Below are 21,421 nucleotides of genomic sequence, written 5' to 3' on the forward strand. Positions count from 1 at the left end.
ATTATCGCAGGGCGGCGTTGATCCGGTCGAGGACGTCGGAGCCCGGGCACAGGGTCTCCTCGTCCAGCGAGTTCAGGGGCGCCTGGACCGTGCGAATGTTGCCGTGCAGGTCGTGCGGATCGGAATCGAGGTACAGAAGGCCGGTCGCCACCTCGCCTTCACGGTCCTTCTCCTGGATGTAGGCCAGGGCACCCGCCTTGTCCGAGGGATCGTAGTCCGGCGCGATCTTGGCAAGCCGCAGCGTGGTGCCGTTCGGCTGCCGGACCTCGACGGTGGTGCCCGGCGCGTACTCGGCGGTGATCGGGGCCTGGCCGGTGATGAAGTCGAGCCGGTTCACCGCCTCGTTGTGCTCGCGGACGTAGTCGTAGCTGCGGGTCGAGCCCTTGTGGTTGTTGAACGCCACGCACGGCGAGATGACGTCGAGGATCGCGGCACCCGGGTGGCTGATCGCGGCCTTGATCAGCGGCACCAGCTGATGCTTGTCGCCGGAGAACGAGCGCGCGACGAAGGTCGCCCCCATCAGGATCGCCATCGACGCGAGGTCGATGCCGCTGTCGTTGTTGACGGCACCCTTCTTGGCGACTGAGCCCTTGTCGGCGGTCGCCGAGAACTGCCCCTTGGTGAGGCCGTACACGCCGTTGTTCATGACGATGTAGACCATGTTCACGCCGCGCCGCATGACATGGGCGAACTGGCCGAGGCCGATCGAGGCGCTGTCGCCGTCGCCGGAGACCCCGAGATAGATCAGCTCGCGGTTCGCCAGGTAGGCGCCGGTCAGCACGCTCGGCATCCGGCCATGCACGGTGTTGAAGCCGTGGCTGGCGCCGAGGAAGTAGGTCGGCGCCTTCGACGAGCAGCCGATGCCGGACAGCTTGGCGACCCGGTGCGGCTCGATGGCCAGCTCGTAGCAGGCCTGGACGATCGAGGCGCTGATCGAGTCGTGGCCGCAGCCGGCGCACAGGGTGGAGACCCGGCCCTCGTAGTCGCGGCGGGTGAACCCGACGCTGTTCTTCGGCAGGCTGGGGTGATGGAGCTTCGGCTTGGTGATGTAGGTCACGAGACGGCCCTCTCGAGCGGGACGACGTGGTACTGGGCGAGCCGACGACGGATCTCGCCGAGGATGAAGTGCGCGGTGATCGGGGTGCCGTCGTAGTGCAGGACCGGGACCAGGCGGGCCGGATCGATGCCGAGTTCGGTGCTGAGCATCGTGCGCATCTGGCCGTCGCGGTTCTGTTCGACGACGAACACCTTGTCGTGCGCCAGGATGAAGTCGCGCACCTGGTCGGGGAACGGGAAGGCCCGCAGCCGCATGGCGTCGACGAGCAGGCCGTCGGCCTGCAGCCGGTCCAGCGCCTCGGTCATCGCCGGGCTGGTCGAACCGAAGTACAGCGCACCGTAACGGGTCGGGCTGTCCGCCTCGCGCACGATCGGCTGCGGCACCAGCCCCTTGGCGGTGTCGAACTTGCGGAGCAGCCGCTCCATGTTCTCGACGTAGTCGCTGCCTTCCTCGGAGTACCGGGCATAGGCGTTCTTGGTGGTGCCGCGGGTGAAGAACGCGCCCTTGCTCTTATGGGTGCCGGGCAGGGTGCGGTACGGGATGCCGTCGCCGTCGACGTCGAGGTAGCGGCCGAAGTCGCGCCCGGCCTCCAGCTCCTCGGCGGTCATCACCTTGCCGCGGTCCATGCGCTTGGCGTCGTCCCAGGCGAACGGCTCGCACAGGCGGTGGTTCATGCCGATGTCGAGATCGGTCATCACGAACACCGGGGTCTGCAGCCGGTCCGCAAGGTCGAGGGCGGCGGCCGAGAAGTCGAAGCACTCGCGCGGGTCTTCCGGGAACAGCAGCACGTGCTTGGTGTCGCCGTTCGAGGCGTAGGCGCAGGACAGCAGGTCGGCCTGCTGGGTGCGGGTCGGCATGCCGGTCGACGGGCCGCCGCGCTGCACGTTGATGATGGTGGCCGGGATCTCGGCGAAGTAGGCGAGGCCGATGAACTCGGTCATCAGGCTGATGCCGGGGCCGGAGGTCGAGGTGAAGGCGCGGGCGCCGTTCCAGCCGGCGCCGATCACCATGCCGATCGACGCCAGTTCGTCCTCGGCCTGGATGACGGCGTAGCGGGCTTCCTTGGTCTCCGGATCGTGGCGGTAGCGCCTGCAGTACGAGGCGAAGGCCTCGGCCAGCGACGACGACGGCGTGATCGGATACCAGGCGCATACCGTGGCGCCGCCGTAGACGCAGCCGAGGGCGGCGGCGGCGTTGCCCTCCACGAAGATCCGGTCGCCGACCTTGTCGCGCGCCTCGACCTTCAGCCGGCAGATCCCCGCATCGAGGTTCTGCTGCGCCCAGTCGCGCCCCAGGTTCAGCGCCTTCACGTTGGAGTCGATCAGCGCCTCCTTGCCCTTGAACTGCTCGCCGAACAGCGACTCGATGACCTTCGGGTCGATGTCCAGCAGCACCGACAGGGCGCCGACATAGATGATGTTCTTGAACAGCTGGCGCTGGCGCGGGTCGGAGTAGGTGGCATTGGTGATGGCGGTCAGCGGCACGCCGATGGTGGTGACGTCGTCGCGAAACGCGCTCGGCGGCAGCGGCCGGGTCGAGTCGTAGAACAGGTAGCCGCCCGGCGCGACCTCGGCGATGTCCTGTTCCCAGGTCTCCGGGTTCATCGCGACGATCATGTCGATCCCGCCGCGGCGGCCGAGATAGCCGTCCTCGGACACCCGTACCTCGTACCAGGTGGGCAGGCCCTGGATGTTGGACGGGAAGATGTTGCGCGGGCTGACCGGCACGCCCATGCGCAGGATCGATCGGGCGAACAGCTCGTTGGCGGATGCCGAACCGGAGCCGTTGACGTTGGCGAACTTGACGACGAAGTCGTTGGTCGCAGTCAAGGCGGTCCCTGTCAGTGCTTGCCGCATGCCCGTTCCGCGTGGCTCATTTCGATGAGGTACTTGCGCATGTCCCAAGCTCCCGTCGGACAGCGTTCGGCGCACAGCCCGCAGTGCAGGCAGACGTCCTCGTCCTTGGCCATGATCCGGCCGGTCTTCAGCCCGTCCCCGATGTAGAGGGCCTGGTCGAGGTTGGCTGCCGGCGCGTTTAGCCGGCCGCGGACCTCGTCCTCCTCACCGTCCTCGGTGAAGGTGATGCAGTCCATCGGGCAGATGTCGACGCAGGCGTCGCACTCGATGCAGAGCTGCGCCGTGAACACCGTCTGGATGTCGCAGTTGAGGCAGCGCTGCGCCTCCTTCCAGGCCAGCTCGCGGTCGAAGCCGAGCTCGACCTCCGCCCGGATGTCGCGCAGCGACTCCTCCTTCGGGCGGTGCGGCACCTTGAACCGGGCGTCCAGGGCCACGTCGTTGTCGTAGCTCCACTCGTGGATGCCCATCTTCTGGCTGACGATTTCGACCGCCGGGGCCGGGCGGACCGCCGGGTCGCCGCCGTCCAGGAAGGTGTGGATCGACACCGCGGCCTCGTGGCCGTGCGCCACCGCCCAGATGATGTTCTTCGGGCCGAACGCCGCATCGCCGCCGAAGAACACCTTGGGATGGGTCGAGCGCATGGTGGCCTCGTCGACCTTCGGCATGTCCCAGCGGTCGTCGAAGTCGAGGCCGATGTCGCGCTCGATCCACGGGAAGGCGTTTTCCTGGCCGACCGCCACCAGCACGTCGTCGCACTCGAAGAACGGGTCTTCCTCGCCGGTCGGGACCAGCTTGCGGCGGCCGTTGGCGTCATACTCGGCCTGCACCTTCTCGAAGGTCATCCCGACCAGCCTGCCGCCTTCGTGCACGAACGACTTCGGCACCAGGAAGTTGAGGATCGGGATGTCCTCGGCGATCGCGTCCTCCTTCTCCCAGGGGGACGCCTTCATCTCCTCGAAGCCGGAGCGGACGATGACCTTGACGTCGTCGCCGCCGAGCCGGCGGGCGGTGCGGCAGCAGTCCATCGCGGTGTTGCCGCCACCGAGCACGATCACGCGCCTGCCGATCTTCTCGATGTGGCCGAACGAGACGTTGGACAGCCAGTCGATGCCGATATGGATGTTGGCCGCGGCTTCCCGGCGGCCGGGGATGTCGAGATCGCGGCCGCGCGGGGCGCCGGAGCCGACGAACACCGCGTCCCAGCCTTCGTCCAGCAGGCCCTTGAGGCTGTCGACCCGGCGCTGCTGAAACGTGATGTTGCCGATGCCGGTGATGTAGCCGACCTCGTCGTCGATAACCTGCTCCGGCAGCCGGAACCGCGGGATCTGGGTGCGGATCATGCCGCCGAGCTTCGGGTCCTGGTCGAGGACCGTGACCTCGTAGCCGGTCGCCGCCAGGTCGCGCGCGACCGTCAGCGAGGCCGGCCCGCCGCCGACGCACACCACGCGCCGCCCGTTGCTGGCGGGGGCGGTCGGCAGGCGGCCGTTGAGCTCGTCCTTGTTGTCGGCGGCGACGCGTTTGAGCCGGCAGATCGCCACCGGCTCCTTGCGTCCGCCGGTCACGTCCTCGTCCTCGACCCGGCCGCGGCGGCACGCCGGCTCGCACGGCCGGTCGCAGGTCCGCCCGAGGATTCCGGGGAACACGTTGGATTTCCAATTGACCATGTAGGCGTCGGTGTACCGCCCGTGTGCGATAAGCCGGATGTATTCCGGTACCGGGGTATGGGCCGGGCAGGCCCACTGGCAGTCCACGACTTTGTGGAAATAACTCGAGTCGGCGATATCCGTGGCCTTCAAGGCCCAATCCTCCCCACCGTCGGTGGCGCAACGGCCCGTCCGGGGGCGGGCCTTCGCGTGAGGAGTAGGAACCCAGCCGACAAGCCGCGTCAAGACGTTGTCGGACAACTATCGCATCGTTAATACTGGCACGGATTCATTCCACCATGGAACGCGACGGCTCGACGCACCCGGCGCCGCGCCCCCTTGGCTCCAGGGCTTCGAGCGACCATGGTCTAACCATGCCGTCCGAACCGACCTATAGTCCCCGGACAGGCGCCCGAACACGGGCGGGATCCGACCCTGACGACAGGAAGCAGAGCGATGATTCGCAAGACGGACTTCTACATCGACGGCGCCTGGGTGGCGCCGCTCGCCGAGAACGATTTCGAGGTCATCAACCCGGCCGACGAGACCGCCTTCGCGACCATCTCCCTGGGCGCGGGCGGCGACGTGGACCGGGCGGTGGCGGCGGCCCGCGCGGCGTTCCCGGCCTGGAGCCTGACGAGTCGCGAGGAACGGCTGGCGAAGCTGGAGAGGCTGGCCGAGGTCTACAAGGCGCGCTCCGACGAGATGGCCAAGACCATCAGCCAGGAGATGGGCGCCCCGATCACGCTGGCGACCCGGGCCCAGGCGGCTGCCGGCTACGGCCACATCAAGGCGTTCATCCGGGTCCTCAAGGAGTTCGAGTTCGAGCACCCGCTGCGCGACGACGCCCGCAACGAGCACATCGTGTACGAGCCCATCGGGGTGTGCGGCCTGATCACGCCGTGGAACTGGCCGATGAACCAGGTGACCCTGAAGGTGGTGCCGGCGCTGGCGGCCGGCTGCACGGTGATCCTGAAGCCCTCGGAGATCGCGCCGCTGTCGTCCATGCTGTTCGCCGAGATCATGCACGAGGCCGGGTTCCCGAAGGGCGTCTTCAACCTGGTCAACGGCGACGGCCCGACGGTCGGCGAGGCGATGTCCCGGCACCCGGGCATCGACATGATGTCGTTCACCGGCTCGACCCGGGCCGGCATCGCCGTCACCAAGGCCGCTGCCGACACCGTCAAGCGGGTGTCCCTGGAGCTCGGCGGCAAGTCGCCGAACATCGTGTTCGCGGACGCCGACCTGCCGAAGCAGGTGGCGGCCGGTGCCGCGCACTGCTTCAACAACACCGGCCAGTCGTGCAACGCCCCGACCCGCATGCTGGCCGAGCGCTCGGTGTACGACGAGGTGGTGAAGATCGCCGCCGCGACCGCCGAGGCGACCAAGGTCGGCGACCCGGCGCAGGAAGGCCCGCACATCGGCCCGCTGGTGTCGGAGACCCAGTTCAACAAGGTCCAGGGCCTGATCGAGAAGGCGATCGCCGAGGGCGCGCGCCTGGTGGCCGGCGGCCCGGGTCGGCCGGAAGGCTTCAACCGCGGCTACTTCGTGCGGCCGACGGTGTTCGCCGACGTCACCAACGACATGACCATCGCCCGCGAGGAGGTGTTCGGCCCGGTGCTGTCGATCATCCCGTTCGAGGGCGAGGAGGAGGCGATCCGGATCGCCAACGACACCGCCTACGGTCTGTCCTCCTATGTCCAGACCGGCGACCCCGAGCGGGCCAGGCGGGTGGCCCGCCGGCTGCGCTCCGGCATGGTCCAGCTGAACGGCTCGGGCCGCGCGTCCGGCAGCCCGTTCGGCGGCTACAAGCAGTCCGGAAACGGCCGCGAGGGCGGCAAGTGGGGCCTGGAGGACTTCCTCGAGGTCAAGGCGGTCAGCGGCTGGCCGCTGAGCGACTGAGGGTGCAATAGCCGCTGGGTCCCGGCTCTGCGTGGCTTCGCCACGCCGGCCGGGATGAGGGCGTCGGGTTGCTCGCTCACCCCTCATCCCGGCCGCAGCGAAGCGGAGAGCCGGGACCCACGATGCGGCGGACCTGTCAGTAGTCGGTGCGGCTGGCGCTGACTGGGGCCAGCCCGAGCGCGGTCGCGGCCAGGTAGCAGAACTCCAGCACCACGGTCGCGGCCAGCCAGGCGGTCATGCCCTGCACGTCGTAGGTCGGGGTGGTGGTGTTGACGTCGAAGCCGACGATGTTGAGCCCCTCCAGGCCGCGAATCAGTCGCAGCCCCTCGCGCGCCGAGAGCCCGCCCCAGGCCGGGGTGAACACCCCCGGCGCGACCGACGGGTCGAACACGTCCATGTCGAAGCACACGAACACCGGGCGATCGCCGATGATCGCCCGGAACCGCTCGAGGATCGCCACCGGCCCCTGGTCTTCGAGATCCTCGATCGGCATGACGTGGTAGCCGAGGCCGCGGGTGTAGTCGAAGACGCCGGGCACGTAGGCGGTGCCGCGCAGGCCGAAATGCACCGAGACGCTCGGGTCGACATAGCCCTTCTCGGCGGCGAAAGAGAACGTGGTCGCCGGGTTGAGGTCGATGGCGTTGCCGCCCTCGGGATAGGCGTCAGTGTGGGAGTCGAAGTGCAGCACCGCGAGGCCGGGATGGGCGCGGCCGAGCGCCTGCATCATCGGTACGCTGACCACCCCGTCGCCGCCGAGGCCGATCGGCATCGCCCCTGCCGCGACCACTGCCGACAGGGCCGCCTCCATGCGTTCGACCGACTCCTCGATCACGCCCGAGGTCACCGCAACGTCGCCGAGGTCGACCAGCCGCAGTCCGCGGATCGGGTCGAAGTCTGCTGCGGCGCCCGGCCGGTAGTGGCGGACCATGTCGGTCGACATCATGCGGATCGCCGCCGGGCCGAGCCGGGCGCCGACCCGTTTGGGGTGCCGGCCGGAGTCGAACGGTAGTCCGACGATCGCGGCCCGCGCTCCGGCAGCCGCCGGATCCAGGGTCTGCGGCACCCCGAGATAGCTGCCGACGGGGCGGAACAGGCCGGTCGCGGCTGGGGTCACGCCCGTCCCCCGAACGCGTCGAGCCCGCGCGCGTAGGTCGGCTGGGTCTGGTCCGGGTTGCGGTTCACCAGCGGCCGGGCGAACAGCGGGTGGGTCAGGCTGCGCACCTCGTGCTCGACGGTGAACAGGGTCTGGCCGCTCTTCAGGTCGACGATGTCCTCGAAGCGCCACTCGTACCGGTTGGTCTCGATCGTGACCAGGTTGCGCTCCACCAGCTTGCGGTAGGGCGACGAGAAGTCGCTGATGTAGATCGCCACGTGGTGGCCGTCGTAGTCGGGCTGCGGCGTCTCGGTTTCGCGGAACCGCAGGGTCTGGTGGGCGCCGGCGTGCACCAGGGCGCACGGCACCCCGTCCGGCTCCTCGACCCGCGAGGGGGCGCCCAGGATCGCCTCGTAGAACGCCGCGATGCGGTCGGCGGTGCCGACCGGCACGTCGAACTCGACATACGGCATGCCCAGGTCGACCGGGCCGAACGCCGGGTCGGGGGCGTGGCAGCGGAACCGGTTGCCCCACGGGCAGGTGGCTTCCAGGACGCCGTGGTTGCGCAGGAACCTGAACGCGGTGCCCTTGAGAGCGTCGCGCACGCCGGCCAGCGAGGCCTCGGCGCGGTCGAGGTCGGGCAGAACCAGGCCGATCGTGCCGCGCACCCGCTGGGTCGGCTGACGCGACGGCAGGTGCATCTGGCTGCGGCCGATGTTCACCCACATGTTGTTGGTGCCCACCATCAGGTACGGATCGCGGGTCAGGCCGAGGCCGACGACATAGAACAACGTCGCCAGGCTCTGGTCGGGGATCAGGACGTTGACGTGCTCGAGGTGAACGATGTTGCCGACATCCTCGCGGGCGCGGTCGTACGGGGCGTCCATGGCAGGTCCTCCCGGGTTTTCCGCGCAGTCTAGTCCGCCGCCGGAGCCGGCGCACGGGCTCGTGCACGCAGGCTATCGGGCGCGGGCGGAAACGATCGCCAGCACGAAGCAGACGGCACCGAAACCGACCAGCGACAGCACCGTCAGCCGCACCAGGTCGTAGCCGCCGACCGTCCAGATCGCCGCCGCCAGGGTCGGTGCGGCGGCGGTCGCGCCCATGAACGGCAGGGCCAGCGCCCCGGAGATCGCGCCGAAGCCGGTGCGCCCCAGCAGGTTGGCGGTGACCACCGGCCGGGTGATGCTGGTGACCCCGTAGCCGGAGCCCTGCAGCAGCACGAAGGCGAACAGCAGCAGCGGGATCGCGCCGGCGCCGATCAGCGCGGTCGAGGCCGCCAGCATGAACGCGAAGGACAGGCCGCAGATCGCGTTCATCGAGACCCGCTTCTCGACCGCCATCATCGCCAGCCGCCCGGCCACCTGCATCGGCCCGATGCCTGACGCGACCGCCACCGCGACCGTGGTCGACACGCCGCGCTCGTCCAGCATCGGCAGCAGGTGGGTGATCAGGATGCCTTGGGTCAGCGCGATCATCGCGAACGCCACGGCCAGCAGCCAGAACGTCGGCCGCCGCAGCGCCGCCTGCAGGCCGGCGCCGTCCTTGCCGCCGCTGCCGGCGATCGCCGCCGGCTCGGCCTCCGGCACCGGCCGGGTGCCGTAGACGAACAACGGGACGCAGATCAGCAGGATGGCGGCCGCGAACCCGCCGGTCGCCGCCCGCCAGCCGTACAGCTCGGCCAGCAGGTTGGCGACCGGGAACGAGACCGTGCCGGCCAGCCCGGCGATCAGGGTGATTCGGGTGATCGCCTTGCGGGCGTCGCTGCCGCGGGTACGGGTCAGGAACGCGAAGCACGGTTCGTACAGGCAGGTCGCCATGCAGGCGCCGAGCGCGACCCACAGGGCGTAGAACTGCCAGGCTTCGCGCACCAGGCTGACCGCGCCGATCAGCAGGCCGGCACAGATCGAGCCGCCGATCAGCAGCCGCCGGCCGTGCCCGGCGTCGATCAGGCGGCCGGTCAGGGGCGCGCACAGGGCGGAAGTGACCAGGGCGGCGGTGAAGGCGCCCGACAGGGTGGTCTTCTCCCAGCCGAGGTCGCCCTCCCAGTGCGCCAGCAGGGCCGGGAAGATGTAGAACACCCCTGCCCACACGATGGTCTCGGCGAAGGCCAGGGCGAGGACGGTACGACCCGGCGACGCAAATGTGGTCGATGCGGGCGGGGCAGGGGGCTGAGCGGCGGTCAAGGAGGCGGACTCCGGAAGGCGGACGAGGCATCCTTCCACGGCGCCGGCCCCGACGTCCATTCGAGCCGGCGTCCATTCGAGGATCGTCCGGGCGTTAGATCATATTCCGAAATTCTTGGGAATACCGTTGATCGATTCCCGGCGGCGCCCTATATTGCCGCCATGGACATCAAGACCACAGCGACGCGCCTGGAGGCGCTGGGTAACGAGACCCGTCTGCAGGTGTTCCGGATCCTGGTCCGGGCCGGCCGCGGCGGGCTGCCGGTCGGCGAGCTGCAACGCCGCACCGAAACCGCGCGTTCGACCCTGTCGCACCACCTGCACAAACTGATCGCCGTGGGCCTGGTGTACCAGGAGCGGGACGGCACCACCCTGTTCTGCCACGCCAACTACGCGGCGATGGACGAGACCCTCGGGTTCCTGGCCCGCGAATGCTGCGCCGACGCCGGGGCGGAGCGCTGTGGCGCGGCGGGGGCGGCGGCGTGATCCTCAATTCGTCCTCATCCTGGCTCTCCGCGACTTCGTCGCTGCGGCCGGGATGAGGGAATGGGGAAACGTTTCCCTTTTTTTGCCCAACTATGTCGAATATTCTGGGAATAGCGGAGAAACCAAGATGACCGAGATTGCCCTCGCCACCAGACGGCTCGCCGGCCGGATCGATCCGGCGGTTCTGGTCGCTCTGCTGGCCCTCGCCTTGCTGACCGTGCTGGCGCCGGCCCAGGCCGCGACGAGCCTGCGGTTCACCGGCGACGCCCTGGTCGGCGTGCTGCCGTTCCTGGCGCTGTCGATCGGCGTCGCGGCCTATGCCAAGGCCAGCGGCGCCGACGCCCTGATCGCCCGGGCGTTTACCGGCAACCTGCCGACCATGATCGTGGCGGCCGCCCTGATGGGCGCGCTGTCGCCGTTCTGCTCCTGCGGGGTGATCCCGCTGATCGCCGCGCTGCTGGCGATGGGCGTGCCGCTGGCGCCGGTCATGGCGTTCTGGCTGGCCTCGCCGCTGATGGACCCGTCGATGTTCCTGCTGACCGCCGGTACCCTGGGGACCACGTTCGCGGTCTACAAGACCGTCGCGGCGGTGGCGATCGGCCTGCTCGGCGGCTTCGGCACGGCGGCGATCGGCCGGGCCGGCCTGTTCGCCGAGCCGCTGCGCGAGGGTGTGGGCAACGGTGGCTGCGGCGGCTCGACCATCCGCAACCCGAAGCAGGTGGTCTGGCGGTTCTGGGGCGAGCAGCCGCGCCGCGAACGGTTCGCCAGGAACGCCCTCGACAACACCCTGTTCCTCGGCAAGTGGCTGGCCATTGCGTTCTTCCTGGAGAGCCTGATGCTGGCCTACGTCCCGGCCGAGCTGATCAGCAGCTCGATCGGCGGCGACGGCTGGCTGACCGTGCTCGGCGCCACCGCCGTCGGGGTGCCGGCCTACCTGAACGGCTATGCGGCGCTGCCGCTGATCGGCGGGCTGATCGAGCAGGGCATGGCGCCCGGCGCCGGCATGGCCTTCATGCTGGCCGGCGGCGTGTCCTCGATCCCGGCGGCGATCGCGGTCTGGGCGCTGGCCCGGCCGCCGGTGTTCGCCGCCTATCTCGGCTTCGCCTTCGCCGGCGCGTTCGCCATGGGCGGGCTGTACGGCCTGGTGGTGTGAGGCCGGTCGAGCCCGTCGCTCTCTGGGTTCCGGCTCGGGTCGCCCCGCTTGCGCAGGTCGCCCCGTCCGGAATGACGACAGAGGGGGACGGGCCGTGCCTTCCTCTTCTTGACGTCATTCCGGACGGACGCGCCGCCTTCGGCGGGGCCGAGCCGGAACCCACCAGGCGACGGGCCGGTCCTTCGGGCCGGCTCAGCGCACCACTGGAAGCGCCCGCTGCACCACGTTCATGAACCAGCGGATCCCGACCGGCACGACCGCGTCGTTGAACACGTAGCGGTCGCCGTGCAGGCCCTGGCCGGGCCCGACCTCGCCGGCGCCGATCCAGGCGTAGGCGCCACGGCCGACGGCGTTCAGCATGAACGCGAAGTCCTCGCAACCCATGCTCGGCGGAAACTCGGTCAGCACCCGCTCGCTTCCGACCGCGTCGAGGCCGGCCGCGACCGCGACGTCGGCCCCGTCCGCCGGGTTGACCACCGGCGGATAGCCGCGCTTGTAGGTGAGCGCCGCCGCCAGCCCGTGCACCGCCGCCACGCCCTCGGCGATCCGGCGGATCTCGGCCTCGCAGTGGTCCGACAGGCCGGCATCGTAGAACCGGCAGGTGCCCTCGACCGTCACCTCGGTCGGCACGAAGTTGTTGAACCGGCCGCCGTGGATCTGGGTGACCGACAGCACCGCCGGCTTCAGCGGGTCGATGCTGCGGCTGACCACGCGCTGCGCCGCCGCGACGAAGTCGGCGGCCGCCAGGATCGGGTCGTCGCCGAGATGCGGCATGGCAGCGTGGCAGCCCCTGCCGCTGAAACGCAGCTCGAAGTCGTCGACCGCCGCCATCTGCGGGCCGGTGCGCACCGCGATGTGGCCCTCGGGCACGCCCGGCCAGTTGTGCAGGGCGAACACCGCGTCGACCGGGAACCGCTCGAACACCCCGTCGCCGACCATCCGGCGGCCGCCACCGACGACTTCCTCGGCCGGCTGGAACACGAACACCACGGTGCCGTCGAAGCCGCCGCCCTCGGCCAGCAGCTTCGCCGCCCCCAGCAGGATCGCGCTGTGCCCGTCATGGCCGCAGGCGTGCATGACGCCCGGGGTGCGCGAGGCGTAGGGGACGCCGGCCGCCTCCTGGATCGGCAGGGCGTCGAGCTCGGCCCGCAGGGCGACGCTGCGGCCCCCGGTGCCGCGCCGCAGGAGTCCGACCACGGCGGTGGCGCTCACGTCGGTGTGGACCTCCAGGCCGAAGCCGCGCAGCCGCCCGGCGACGAACGCCGCGGTGCGGTGCTCCTGGAACCCGAGCTCGGGGTCGGCGTGAATCCGGTGGCGCCAGCCGATGACCTCGTCGGTGATGCCGGCCACCCTGTCGTTCGCGGTCATATCGTGCTCCGGTCGCTCGTTCACCGGCGTTACCCTGCCGCGGGCCGGCGCGGCAGTCTTGAACCGGATTGACCGCCGGGCGGATAGTGGGGCGATGGAAGTTGCTGCGGCATTGCGGGAAACCGCGCGACTGACCGTGCACCCGGCGCTCGACGGTCTCGAGATGCTCGCCGCCACCTATCGCGACCATGCCTACGCCCTGCACACCCATCCGACCTACGTGTTCGGCGTCGTGACCGAGGGCGTCGAGCGCTTCCGGGTCGGCCGCACCGGCAATCTCGCGATGCCGGGCTCGATCCTGGTGGTCAACCCGGAGGAGCCGCACGACGGCGAGAAGGGCTGCGACGCCGGCTGGTCGTACCGGACCTGCTATCCGCCGGTGGCGCTGATGCGCGAGATCGCCGACGACCTCGGCCTGCCGGATGTGCCGCTGTTCCGGTCCGCGGTGCTGCCGGCTCCCGACCTGGCGGCGGCGTTTGCGGCGGCGCACGCGACGGCGGCCCATGGAGACGGCGGGCCCGATGACGCCGAAAGCGCGATGCTGACGGTGCTCGCCGCGATCGTCCGGCGCTTCGGCGACCGGCCGGCGGGCCGGCCTGCGGATCGATCCGGCGCCAGTCGCCGGCTGGCGCTGTACGACGCCGCGATCGCCGACGATCTCGCCGCGTCGTTCCCGTTGTCGCGGTTGGCCGATGTCGGCGGGGTGAACAGGTTTCAGGTGATCCGCGACTTCAAACGCATGGCCGGCATGACTCCCGGCCAGTATGTCCGCGACCGGCGGATCCGGCGGGCGTGCGACCTGATCGGTACCGGGCTGCCGCTGGCGGCGATCGCGTCTGAGGCCGGCTTCGCCGATCAGAGCCATCTGACAAGGGCGTTCAAGACGGTCAAGGGAGTGACACCGGCCGCCTACCGCCGGGCGATCGTCGGGTGAGGCCGAGGGTCACTTCAGCCGGTAGTCCTTGACCTGCGCGTTGAACGCGACAGAGATGCGCTCGCCGCTGCCGCGGAACGGCAGGACGTAGTGCTGCAGCCAACTCGGGAACAGGACGAACTCGCCGGGCGACGGGGTCACCGCGAGCGCGGATGCCGTCCGATAGCCGGGGATCGGCATGTTGATGGACGGGCGGGGATCGAGGAATTCGATCGCGCCGTTCAGTTCGGAGCCCGGGTCCGGGCGGCCGGTATCGACATAGTAGACGCCGGACCAGTGGCTGCCGGCATGGTCGTGGACACGGTTGAAGTCGCCGTCCCGGTTGACATTGGCCCAGCCCGTCAAACCGATCTGGCCCTCTATGCGCGACAGGTCGCCGCCGACGGGCGACGCCATGACGGAGCGGATCAGCGATATCAGATGGCCCCGCAGCGCCACGACGCAGGGCTGTGTGCCGTCCAGGAAGTCGGCCCGTGACTGCCAGCCGCCGACATTGCTGACTCGGGCCTCGTCGCCGCGTGCCTCGCGCGCCAGGATCACCGCCCGCAGGTCGTTGTTCAGCGCATCCGCTTCGGGAAGGCGCCAGCGCATCATCGGCACTGCGAATCCCCACTCGAGCACCGGCTCACAAACGTCCGGCACCGATTGCTGTGACGTGGACATCGGTTCCGCTCGCTCAACGAGGTCGAGAACCAGCACCATAGCCATGACGTCTATCGGTTCGGCTCGACCCGTGCGCAGATTGTACGGCCTACCTTTCAGTTCGGTCGATATCGGATTCGCGGCACGGCGTGCCTTGCCTTCAACCTTGCCGTTCGTCGGGTTGACCGGCGCGGCGCCCGGGTCGATCGTTATTTCGAGGTGCTTCCTGACGCACCGCGTTCGGTCCGGAGTTTCCAGATGAGCATCGCCGTTGCCGCCCCCGGTACAGCCCGGAATGGTCTCTCGACCACCGAGGTACTCACCACCTTCGCAGTCGAGGCGCCGGTCGACGACCGCGCCGTTTCCGCGGCGGTGCCGGTCGTCCTCGACACGCTGGCCGTGACCATGGCCGGCGGCGTCGAACCGCCGGTGCAGGCGCTGGCCGGCACGCTCGAGCCGCAGGCCGGCGGCGTCCCGTCGTTCTGGTCAGACCAGGCCTACCGCCAGGACGACGCCGCACTGCTGATCGGCATGGCCAGCCACGTGCTCGACTACGACGACGTCAGCGTCATCGCCATGTGCCACCCGAGCGTCCCGGTGCTGTCGGCGCTGCTGGCCACCGCCGACCGGCGGAACACCTCGGGGCGCGAGCTGCTCGAGGCGTTCGCGGTCGGCACCGAGGTGCTGATCCGGCTCGGCCAGGCCATGGGGTTCCGGCACTACGGCCTCGGCTTCCACGCGACCGCCACCCTCGGCACCGTCGGGGCGGCGGCGGCGTGCGCCCGGCTGCTGAAGCTCGACCGCCGGCAGACCGGCCACGCGCTGGCGATCGCCGCCAGCATGGCGTCCGGGCTGCGGGCCAATTTCGGCTCGATGGTGAAGTCGCTGCATGTCGGGATCGCCGCCGCCAACGGCCAGAAGGCGGCCCGGCTGGCGGCCGGCGGCATCGAGGGCGCCGCCGACGCGTTCGACGGCGAGGGCTTCCTGAACGCCTTCAGCGGCGGGACGGTCACGTCCTGGCCGGAGGAGGTCGGGCTCGGTACGCCGTTCGCGATCCTGCAGCCGGGCTTCGAACAGAAGCGCTACCCGTGCTGCTACATGCTGCACAAGATCATCGAGGCGACCCTGGCGCTGAAGCGCGAGACCGGACTCGGGCTGGACGACGTCGCCTCGGCGACGGTCGACATGCCGAACGGCGCCACCAAGCCGCTGATCCACCCGTATCCGCGGTCCGGCATGAACGCGCTGTTCAGCGCGCCGCACGCGGTGGTCGCCGGGCTGTCCGACGGCCGCATCGACCTGCGCAGCTTCACCGACGACGCGGTCGCGCGACCGGGGATCCAGGGGCGGCTGAACGACGTCGCCGTGGTCGAGGACACCGCCGCGGCGAAGCAGGGGGCCGAGGTCGGGGCGGCGCCGGTGACGGTCACGCTGCGGCCGAGATCGGGGGCGGCGGTGTCGCGCACCGTGACGGCGCTGCCGGGCTCGCCGCAGGACCCGATCACGCCGGAGCAGGCGCTGGCGAAATGGACCGACTGCCTGCTGCGCGCCAACCCGGATGCCGACCCGCAGGCGGTGGGCCGGCTGTTCGACGAGGGCAGGGACCTGGCGGGGGCACCGGAGATCGCCGGTTGGCTGGGCCGGATGGCGGAGGTCGCCCGGCGCGACTGACCGTGCCTACCTGGCCCGCTGCCCGCGCACCAGCTTGCCCGGCAGCGCACCGGTCGCCTCGCCGTTCCGGTAGGTGACGGTACCCGACACCACGGTCGCGTCGTAGCCCTCGGCCTTCTGCAGCAGGCGCCGGCCGCCGGCCGGCAGGTCGAAGGTCACGTAGGGCCGGCCGAAGCTGACCTTGTCGTAGTCGATCACGTTCAGGTCGGCCTTCTTGCCGACCGCGATCGTCCCGCGGTCGCCGAGGCCGGCGGCGCTCGCCGGATCAGAGGTCAGGCGGCGAACGATCTCCGGAAGCTCCCAGCGCTGCCGCTCGCGGCCCCAGTAGGTCAGCATCCAGGTCGGGAAGCCGGCGTCCAGGATGAAGCCGACATGGGCGCCGCCGTCGCCGAGCCCCATGATGCTGTTGCGGTCCGCCAGCATCGCCTCGGGCGTCGACATGTCGTAGCTGACGTAGTTGACCAGCGGCGTGTAGATGAAGCTGCGGCCCTCGTCCTCGAGCAGGATGTCGTAGGCCACCTCGGGCGCCGTCCGGCCCTCGCGCGCGGCGATCGACTCGATCGAGTCCTCGCGCTTCGGCGAGTAGCAGGGCGGATTGCCGAACCGGAACATGTGCTTGTAGCCGATGCGGTGGATCAGCGGGAACGTGCTGCCGGCCACCGGGTCCTCCGACAGCAGCTGCCGGCGGAACGCCGGGTCGCGCATGATCGCGACGCGTTCGGCCAGCTTCTTGTCCGCGATGCGCTTGTAGGACGGGGTGCCGGAGAACGGATTCTGGCTGCCCTCCAGGCCCAGCAGGATGCCGATCGGCCGCGGCGCCACCACCGGGCGGATCGAGAGGCCGTCGCGGGCGGCACTGCCGGACAGCGCCAGCAGCTCCTTCCAGAACTCGGTGCGGTCGTGGCGCTGGGTCAGCGAGAACACCGCGGTCCGGCCGCTGGCCTCGACCACCCGGCGGACCATGGCGAACTCGGTCGCCGGATCGGGGGTGTTCCAGTCCGAGACGATCTCCAGGAATACGGAGCCGCCGTCCTTCATGCCCATGGCGATGCCCGCCAGTTCGTCCTCGTGGGCCTTCAGGGTCGGGGTGTAGTCGCCCTTCAGGCTCTTGTGGCTGATGGTCCGCGAGGTCGAGAAGCCGAAGGCGCCGGTGCGCACCGCGTCGGCGGTGATCGCCCGCATCTTCGCGATGTCGTCGGCGGTCGCCGCCTCGTGGCGGATCGCCCGCTCGCCCATCACGTAGACCCGGACCGCGGCGTGCGGCAGCAGCGCACCGATGTCGATGTCGCGCGGGTTGCGCTCGAGCGCGTCGAGATATTCGCCGAAGCTCTCCCACTGCCACTTCAGGCCTTCGTGCATGACCGGGGCGGGGATGTCCTCGACGCCCTCCATCAGCTCGACCAGCTTCTCCCGGTCGGCCGGCTTGCACGGCGCGAAGCCGACCCCGCAGTTGCCCATGATGGCGGTGGTGACGCCGTGCCACGCCGACGGGGCCAGGTGCGAGTCCCAGACCGCCTGGCCGTCGTAATGGGTGTGGATGTCGACGAAGCCGGGCGTGACCAGCTTGCCGCGGGCGTCGATCTCCTCGGCGCCGCTGCCGGCGACTTTGCCGATCTCGACGATCCGGCCGCCTGAGACCGCCACGTCGGCTTCGCATGTGGCGGCGCCGGTGCCGTCGACCACCGTGCCGTTGCGGATGACGAGGCTGTGTTCGGCAGCCATGGTGCGACCCTCCCGAGATCGTTGCTTAGGCAAACATTAGACCCGGCGCTGGACGTGGTCAAAGGCGCCGGTCGCACCGTGGGTTCCGGCTCGGTCCCGCCGAGGACGGCGCGACCGTCCGGAATGACGATTGAGAGGGTACCTGATCACGCCATCCCCTTCTTCCGTCATTCCGGACCGGATCGCTAGCGGCGAACCGGAGCCGGACCCGACGGTCAGACGGGCACCACCCCGATTGCATTCGCCGGCGCGGCCGGGTAGCGAGGGAGCGGATGCGAGCGCTGCGGGAGCCGATGCCATGGATACGGGACTGGTCGGGACGAGGGTCGAGCGGGTCGAGGATCGCCGGTTCCTGACCGGGCAGGGCCGGTTCGGCGACGACCTGCGGCTGCCGGGGCAGGCGTTCGCCGTGGTGCTGCGGTCGCCGTACCCGCACGCCCGGATTGCCGGAATCGACGCCGGGGAAGCGCGGCAGGCGCCGGGCGTGCTGCTGGTGCTGACGGCGGCCGAGCTGGCGGAGGACGGGGTCGGCACGATCCCTTCGCTGTCGAACCTTCCGCCTTACGACCTCGGCAAGCTCGACGGCGGTCCCGCCGCCGACGGTTCGCAGCCGGTGCTGGCGACCGACAGGGTCCGCTATCTCGGCGAGCCGGTCGCCTTCGTGGTCGCCGAGACCATCGACCAGGCCAAGGACGCCGCCGCCCTGATCGAGGTCGACTACGAGCCGCTGACCCCGGTCATGACCTACGCCGACGCGGTCCGGCCGGACGCCCCGACCCTGTGGGACGACATGGCGTCGAACCGGTCGTTCGAGTGGGAGGGCGGCGATGCTGCGGCGGTCGAGCGGGCGTTCGCCGAGGCCGCCCACGTCACCCGCCTGGACCTCGTGAACAACCGCGTGGTCGGGGCGTTCATGGAGCCGCGCGGGGCGCTGGCGGAGATCGAGGACGGCAGCGGCCGGCTGGTGCTGCACGTCGGCTGCCAGAGCGCCCACGGCATGCGGGCCGGGCTGTGCGGCATCCTCGGCCTGCCGGGCGACGGCCTGCGGGTGGTGGTGCCCGACATGGGCGGCGGCTTCGGCCCGCGGGCGCCGGTCTATCCGGAGTTCGCGCTGCTGCTGGTGGCCGTGCGCCGGTTGGGCCGGCCGGTCGGCTGGACGGCCGAGCGTAGCGAGAGCTTCCTGACCGACGCCCAGGCCCGCGACCACCTGCTGCGGGGTGAGCTGGCGCTCGACGCCGAGGGCCGCTTCACCGGCCTGCGGCTGGTCGCCGAGTGGCGGCACGGCGCCTATCTGACCGGCCGCAACATCTACGTGATGATCCGGTTCCTGCCGCCGTCGCTCGGCGGCGCCTACCGGGTGCCGTGTGCCCACACCCGGATCCTCGGCGCGTTCTCCAACACCACCCCGCTGGCGTCGTTCCGCGGGGTCGGGCGGGTCGAGACCAACTACCTGATGGAGAGCCTGGTCGACGCCGCGGCGCGCGAGCTCGGCATCGACCCGGTCGAGCTGCGCCGGCGCAACCTGGTGACCGCCGCCGACTTGCCGTGGACCGCCGCCGGCGGCAACCGGATCACCTCCGGCAATTTCGAAAGCCACCTGGACCGCGCCCTCGAACTGCTCGATTGCCGGGGCTTTGCGGACCGGCGGCAGGCGTCCGCGGCGCACGGCCTGCTGCGCGGCTTCGGGGTCGGGGTCTATGTCGAGAACGACGGCGGCGTGCCGAACGAGTTCGCCGGCGTCAGCGTCGAGGGCGCGGGCAGGGATGACGACGGCACCGTCACGGTGCGGGTCGGCACCCAGGATTTCGGCATGGGGCATTCGACCATGTACGCCCAGGTGGCGGCCGACGAGCTCGGCGTGCCGTTCGACCGGGTCCGGGTGGTGTTCGGCGACACCGACCAGGTTGCGCGCGGCGCCGGTTCGCATGGCTCGCGCTCGGCCCGGATCGGCGGCGGTGCGGTGGTGACCGGCGCCCGCGACGTGGTCAAGCGGGCCCGCCAGCTGGCGTCCGAGCTGATGGAGGCGGCCGAGGCCGACATCGAGTTCCGGGCCGGCCGGTTCCGGATCGGCGGCACCGACCGCTCGGTCTCGCTGTTCGAGGTGGCGCGGTTCGCCGAGGAGCGCGGCGAAGCGCTGGCGGCCGACGCCGACTTCGTGACCAGGGACGAGGCCCATCCGAGCGGCTGCCACGTCTGCGAGGTCACGGTCGATCCGGACACCGGGCGGGTGACCATCGAGGGCTACGGGGTGGTGGCCGACGTCGGGCGGATCGTGAACCCGCTGATCGTCGAGGGCCAGATGCACGGCGGAGCGGTCCAGGGCATCGGCCAGGCCCTGCTGGAGCGCGTCGTCTACGACCCGGAGAGCGGCCAGACCCTGACCGGCAGCTTCATGGACTACACGCTGCCGCGGGCCGACGACCTGCCGTCGATCGCCCTGGCGTTCGACGAGGTGGCGGAGCCCGACAACCCGCTCGGGGTGAAGGGGGCGGGCGAGTCCGCGACCTCGGGTGCGCCGGCGGCGGTGATGAACGCGATCCGCGACGCCCTGGCGAGTGCCGGGAGCACCGCGCACATCGACATGCCGGCCACGCCGGAGCAGATCTGGCGGGCCTTGCGGGAAGTGAACTAGGGGTAGGCGGCGGGTGGGTCCCGGATCGCACTTCGTGCGTCCGGGATGAGGTTGAAACGCTAAGCTGCTTGTTCCTCATCCCGGCCGAAGGGGCGGAGCCCCGGAGAGCCGGGACCCACGATGCGACGGGCGTTCGCCGGCGTTACCCCTTCCGGGTGAACGATACGCCCGACCAGTCCTCCCAGAGCTGGGCCAGGGCGGCGTAGTCCAGGTCGCCCATGCCCTTGGCCTCGGCGATCTCGTACGGGGTGTGCGAGGCCAGGGTGGCGAACAGCGGCACCCCGAGCTGCTGCGAGGTCTCGAGCGCCAGCACCGAGTCCTTGCGGGCGTTGCTGACCGACATGCCGGCCTTGTAGTCGCCCTGCTGCATGCGCTCCTGCACCCGGTGGACCAGCGGGCGCAGCAGGCCTTCCTCGCGGTTCAGCACGTCGACCATGGTCTGCACCGGCACGCCGAGCTTGGTCGACATGGCGAAGGCCTCGATCAGCACCACCATGACGGCGTGCATGACGCCGTTGTTGACCACCTTCACCCCCATGCCGGCACCGACCGGGCCGAGGTCGAAGATCCGGTCGGCGAGCAGGTCGAGCACCGGCCGGGCCCTCGCCACGTCCTCCGGCGAGCCGCCGAGGAAGAAGGTGATCTTGGCGGCCGCCATGCTGGCGACGCCGCCGGCGATCGCCGCGTCCACGAAGCCGACGCCGTGCGGCGCGCAGCGGGCATGGCAGTCGATCGCGGTCTTCGGCGTGACGGTGCTGGTCTCGATTACGATCTCCGGGCGGTGGCCGGCCGCCAGGATCTCGTCGACCACGGCCAGCGAGGCCTCCGGCTTCGGCAGCGACAGGATGATCCGCTTGGCCTTGGCGGCGACCTCGGCAGCCGAGCCGACGCAGGTCATCTCGAGGTCGGCGACGGCGTCGCGGCGGGCGGCGCTCAGGTCGAAGCCGACCAGCGGAATCCGGCCGGAAAGCGCCTTGCAGATCGACGAGCCGGCGTTGCCGAGCCCGATGACGCCCACGGTGTCCGACATTCATTCCTCCTTTGGTCTGAGTTGCTTGGCCGGCGCGGCGCCCGAC

Annotated in this window: 16 protein-coding genes; 6 read left to right on the plus strand and 10 right to left on the minus strand. The window is 70.4% G+C overall.

Translation table 11 applies throughout. The features are described 5' to 3' along the window. Nucleotide 1: 1 nt before the first annotated feature. The 3 genes from IE246_RS06580 to IE246_RS06590 are packed head-to-tail and all read right to left on the minus strand — an operon-like array spanning nucleotide 2 to nucleotide 4,664. Nucleotides 2–1,057, minus strand: a complete 1,056-nt coding sequence (locus tag IE246_RS06580; RefSeq protein WP_189988173.1) for a 2-oxoacid:ferredoxin oxidoreductase subunit beta — start codon at nucleotides 1,055–1,057, stop codon at nucleotides 2–4. Next, nucleotides 1,054–2,913, minus strand: a complete 1,860-nt coding sequence (locus IE246_RS06585) for a 2-oxoacid:acceptor oxidoreductase subunit alpha (RefSeq protein WP_189988174.1) — start codon at nucleotides 2,911–2,913, stop codon at nucleotides 1,054–1,056. The genes IE246_RS06580 and IE246_RS06585 overlap by 4 nt, the downstream gene beginning before the upstream one ends. Beyond that, nucleotides 2,898–4,664 (minus strand): FAD-dependent oxidoreductase, encoded by a 1,767-nt coding sequence (locus IE246_RS06590; protein ID WP_229836779.1) that lies wholly within the window; start codon nucleotides 4,662–4,664, stop codon nucleotides 2,898–2,900. The genes IE246_RS06585 and IE246_RS06590 overlap by 16 nt, the downstream gene beginning before the upstream one ends. 348 nt (nucleotides 4,665–5,012) lie before the next feature. Between IE246_RS06590 and IE246_RS06595 the strand changes: the two genes are divergently transcribed. Then, the gene (locus IE246_RS06595; RefSeq protein ID WP_189988176.1) at nucleotides 5,013–6,458 is read left to right on the plus strand and encodes an aldehyde dehydrogenase family protein; all 1,446 of its coding nucleotides are present in this window, start codon (nucleotides 5,013–5,015) and stop codon (nucleotides 6,456–6,458) included. A 136-nt stretch (nucleotides 6,459–6,594) separates the two neighbouring features. Here IE246_RS06595 and IE246_RS06600 read toward each other — a convergent pair whose 3' ends face one another. From IE246_RS06600 to IE246_RS06610, 3 genes are all read right to left on the minus strand, one after another. Further along, nucleotides 6,595–7,572 carry an arginase family protein gene (locus tag IE246_RS06600; RefSeq protein WP_189988177.1) on the minus strand — a complete coding sequence of 326 codons (978 nt, stop codon included), beginning with the start codon at nucleotides 7,570–7,572 and terminating at the stop codon, nucleotides 6,595–6,597. Beyond that, entirely contained in the window at nucleotides 7,569–8,438 is an 870-nt protein-coding gene (locus tag IE246_RS06605; protein ID WP_189988178.1) for a VOC family protein, read from the minus strand. Before IE246_RS06605 ends, IE246_RS06600 begins: the two co-directional genes overlap by 4 nt. Nucleotides 8,439–8,510: 72 nt before the next feature. After that, a complete protein-coding gene (locus tag IE246_RS06610) occupies nucleotides 8,511–9,737 on the minus strand; it encodes an MFS transporter (protein WP_229836562.1) in 1,227 nt (408 codons plus the stop codon). A gap of 162 nt (nucleotides 9,738–9,899) precedes the next feature. Between IE246_RS06610 and IE246_RS06615 the strand changes: the two genes are divergently transcribed. Then, nucleotides 9,900–10,223, plus strand: coding sequence for an ArsR/SmtB family transcription factor (locus IE246_RS06615; protein WP_189988180.1), 324 nt, complete (start codon nucleotides 9,900–9,902; stop codon nucleotides 10,221–10,223). Nucleotides 10,224–10,350: 127 nt separating this feature from the next. After that, a complete protein-coding gene (locus IE246_RS06620; protein ID WP_189988181.1) occupies nucleotides 10,351–11,376 on the plus strand; it encodes a permease in 1,026 nt (341 codons plus the stop codon). Between the two features lie 192 nt (nucleotides 11,377–11,568). On the opposite strand, the gene IE246_RS06625 is transcribed toward IE246_RS06620, so the two are convergent. After that, complete coding sequence (locus IE246_RS06625) at nucleotides 11,569–12,744, minus strand: amidohydrolase (RefSeq protein ID WP_189988182.1); 1,176 nt, start codon at nucleotides 12,742–12,744, stop codon at nucleotides 11,569–11,571. A gap of 94 nt (nucleotides 12,745–12,838) precedes the next feature. Here IE246_RS06625 and IE246_RS06630 point away from each other — a divergent pair, with 94 nt between their 5' ends. Beyond that, nucleotides 12,839–13,678, plus strand: a complete 840-nt coding sequence (locus IE246_RS06630; RefSeq protein WP_189988183.1) for an AraC family transcriptional regulator — start codon at nucleotides 12,839–12,841, stop codon at nucleotides 13,676–13,678. A gap of 9 nt (nucleotides 13,679–13,687) precedes the next feature. Here the strand turns inward: IE246_RS06630 and IE246_RS06635 are convergent, their stop codons facing one another. Continuing rightward, nucleotides 13,688–14,386 (minus strand): 2OG-Fe(II) oxygenase family protein, encoded by a 699-nt coding sequence (locus IE246_RS06635; RefSeq protein ID WP_189988184.1) that lies wholly within the window; start codon nucleotides 14,384–14,386, stop codon nucleotides 13,688–13,690. A gap of 192 nt (nucleotides 14,387–14,578) precedes the next feature. Between IE246_RS06635 and IE246_RS06640 the strand changes: the two genes are divergently transcribed. Continuing rightward, nucleotides 14,579–15,991: an MmgE/PrpD family protein gene (locus IE246_RS06640; protein ID WP_189988185.1), complete on the plus strand. Its 1,413-nt coding sequence runs from the start codon at nucleotides 14,579–14,581 to the stop codon at nucleotides 15,989–15,991. 6 nt (nucleotides 15,992–15,997) lie between these two features. Here the strand turns inward: IE246_RS06640 and IE246_RS06645 are convergent, their stop codons facing one another. Continuing rightward, the gene (locus IE246_RS06645; protein ID WP_189988186.1) at nucleotides 15,998–17,713 is read right to left on the minus strand and encodes an N-acyl-D-amino-acid deacylase family protein; all 1,716 of its coding nucleotides are present in this window, start codon (nucleotides 17,711–17,713) and stop codon (nucleotides 15,998–16,000) included. 298 nt (nucleotides 17,714–18,011) lie between these two features. Here IE246_RS06645 and IE246_RS06650 point away from each other — a divergent pair, with 298 nt between their 5' ends. After that, nucleotides 18,012–20,345 (plus strand): xanthine dehydrogenase family protein molybdopterin-binding subunit, encoded by a 2,334-nt coding sequence (locus IE246_RS06650; protein WP_189988187.1) that lies wholly within the window; start codon nucleotides 18,012–18,014, stop codon nucleotides 20,343–20,345. A 142-nt stretch (nucleotides 20,346–20,487) separates the two neighbouring features. On the opposite strand, the gene IE246_RS06655 is transcribed toward IE246_RS06650, so the two are convergent. Further along, a complete protein-coding gene (locus IE246_RS06655; RefSeq protein WP_189988188.1) occupies nucleotides 20,488–21,375 on the minus strand; it encodes an NAD(P)-dependent oxidoreductase in 888 nt (295 codons plus the stop codon). Between the last annotated feature and the right edge of the window lie 46 nt (nucleotides 21,376–21,421).

The sequence above is a fragment of the Thalassobaculum fulvum genome, from assembly GCF_014652915.1.
GTDB classification, from domain to species: domain Bacteria; phylum Pseudomonadota; class Alphaproteobacteria; order Thalassobaculales; family Thalassobaculaceae; genus Thalassobaculum_A; species Thalassobaculum_A fulvum.

What these genes read in the sequence shown, in the direction of transcription:
- IE246_RS06650 (WP_189988187.1), top strand. Translation starts at nt 18,012, where the DNA reads ATGGATACGGGACTGGTCGGGACGAGGGTCGAGCGGGTCGAGGATCGC.
- IE246_RS06615 (WP_189988180.1), top strand. Translation starts at nt 9,900, where the DNA reads ATGGACATCAAGACCACAGCGACGCGCCTGGAGGCGCTGGGTAACGAG.
- IE246_RS06605 (WP_189988178.1), bottom strand. Translation starts at nt 8,438, where the DNA reads ATGGACGCCCCGTACGACCGCGCCCGCGAGGATGTCGGCAACATCGTT.
- IE246_RS06630 (WP_189988183.1), top strand. Translation starts at nt 12,839, where the DNA reads ATGGAAGTTGCTGCGGCATTGCGGGAAACCGCGCGACTGACCGTGCAC.
- IE246_RS06655 (WP_189988188.1), bottom strand. Translation starts at nt 21,375, where the DNA reads ATGTCGGACACCGTGGGCGTCATCGGGCTCGGCAACGCCGGCTCGTCG.
- IE246_RS06620 (WP_189988181.1), top strand. Translation starts at nt 10,351, where the DNA reads ATGACCGAGATTGCCCTCGCCACCAGACGGCTCGCCGGCCGGATCGAT.
- IE246_RS06635 (WP_189988184.1), bottom strand. Translation starts at nt 14,386, where the DNA reads ATGGCTATGGTGCTGGTTCTCGACCTCGTTGAGCGAGCGGAACCGATG.
- IE246_RS06585 (WP_189988174.1), bottom strand. Translation starts at nt 2,913, where the DNA reads ATGCGGCAAGCACTGACAGGGACCGCCTTGACTGCGACCAACGACTTC.
- IE246_RS06595 (WP_189988176.1), top strand. Translation starts at nt 5,013, where the DNA reads ATGATTCGCAAGACGGACTTCTACATCGACGGCGCCTGGGTGGCGCCG.
- IE246_RS06645 (WP_189988186.1), bottom strand. Translation starts at nt 17,713, where the DNA reads ATGGCTGCCGAACACAGCCTCGTCATCCGCAACGGCACGGTGGTCGAC.
- IE246_RS06625 (WP_189988182.1), bottom strand. Translation starts at nt 12,744, where the DNA reads ATGACCGCGAACGACAGGGTGGCCGGCATCACCGACGAGGTCATCGGC.
- IE246_RS06640 (WP_189988185.1), top strand. Translation starts at nt 14,579, where the DNA reads ATGAGCATCGCCGTTGCCGCCCCCGGTACAGCCCGGAATGGTCTCTCG.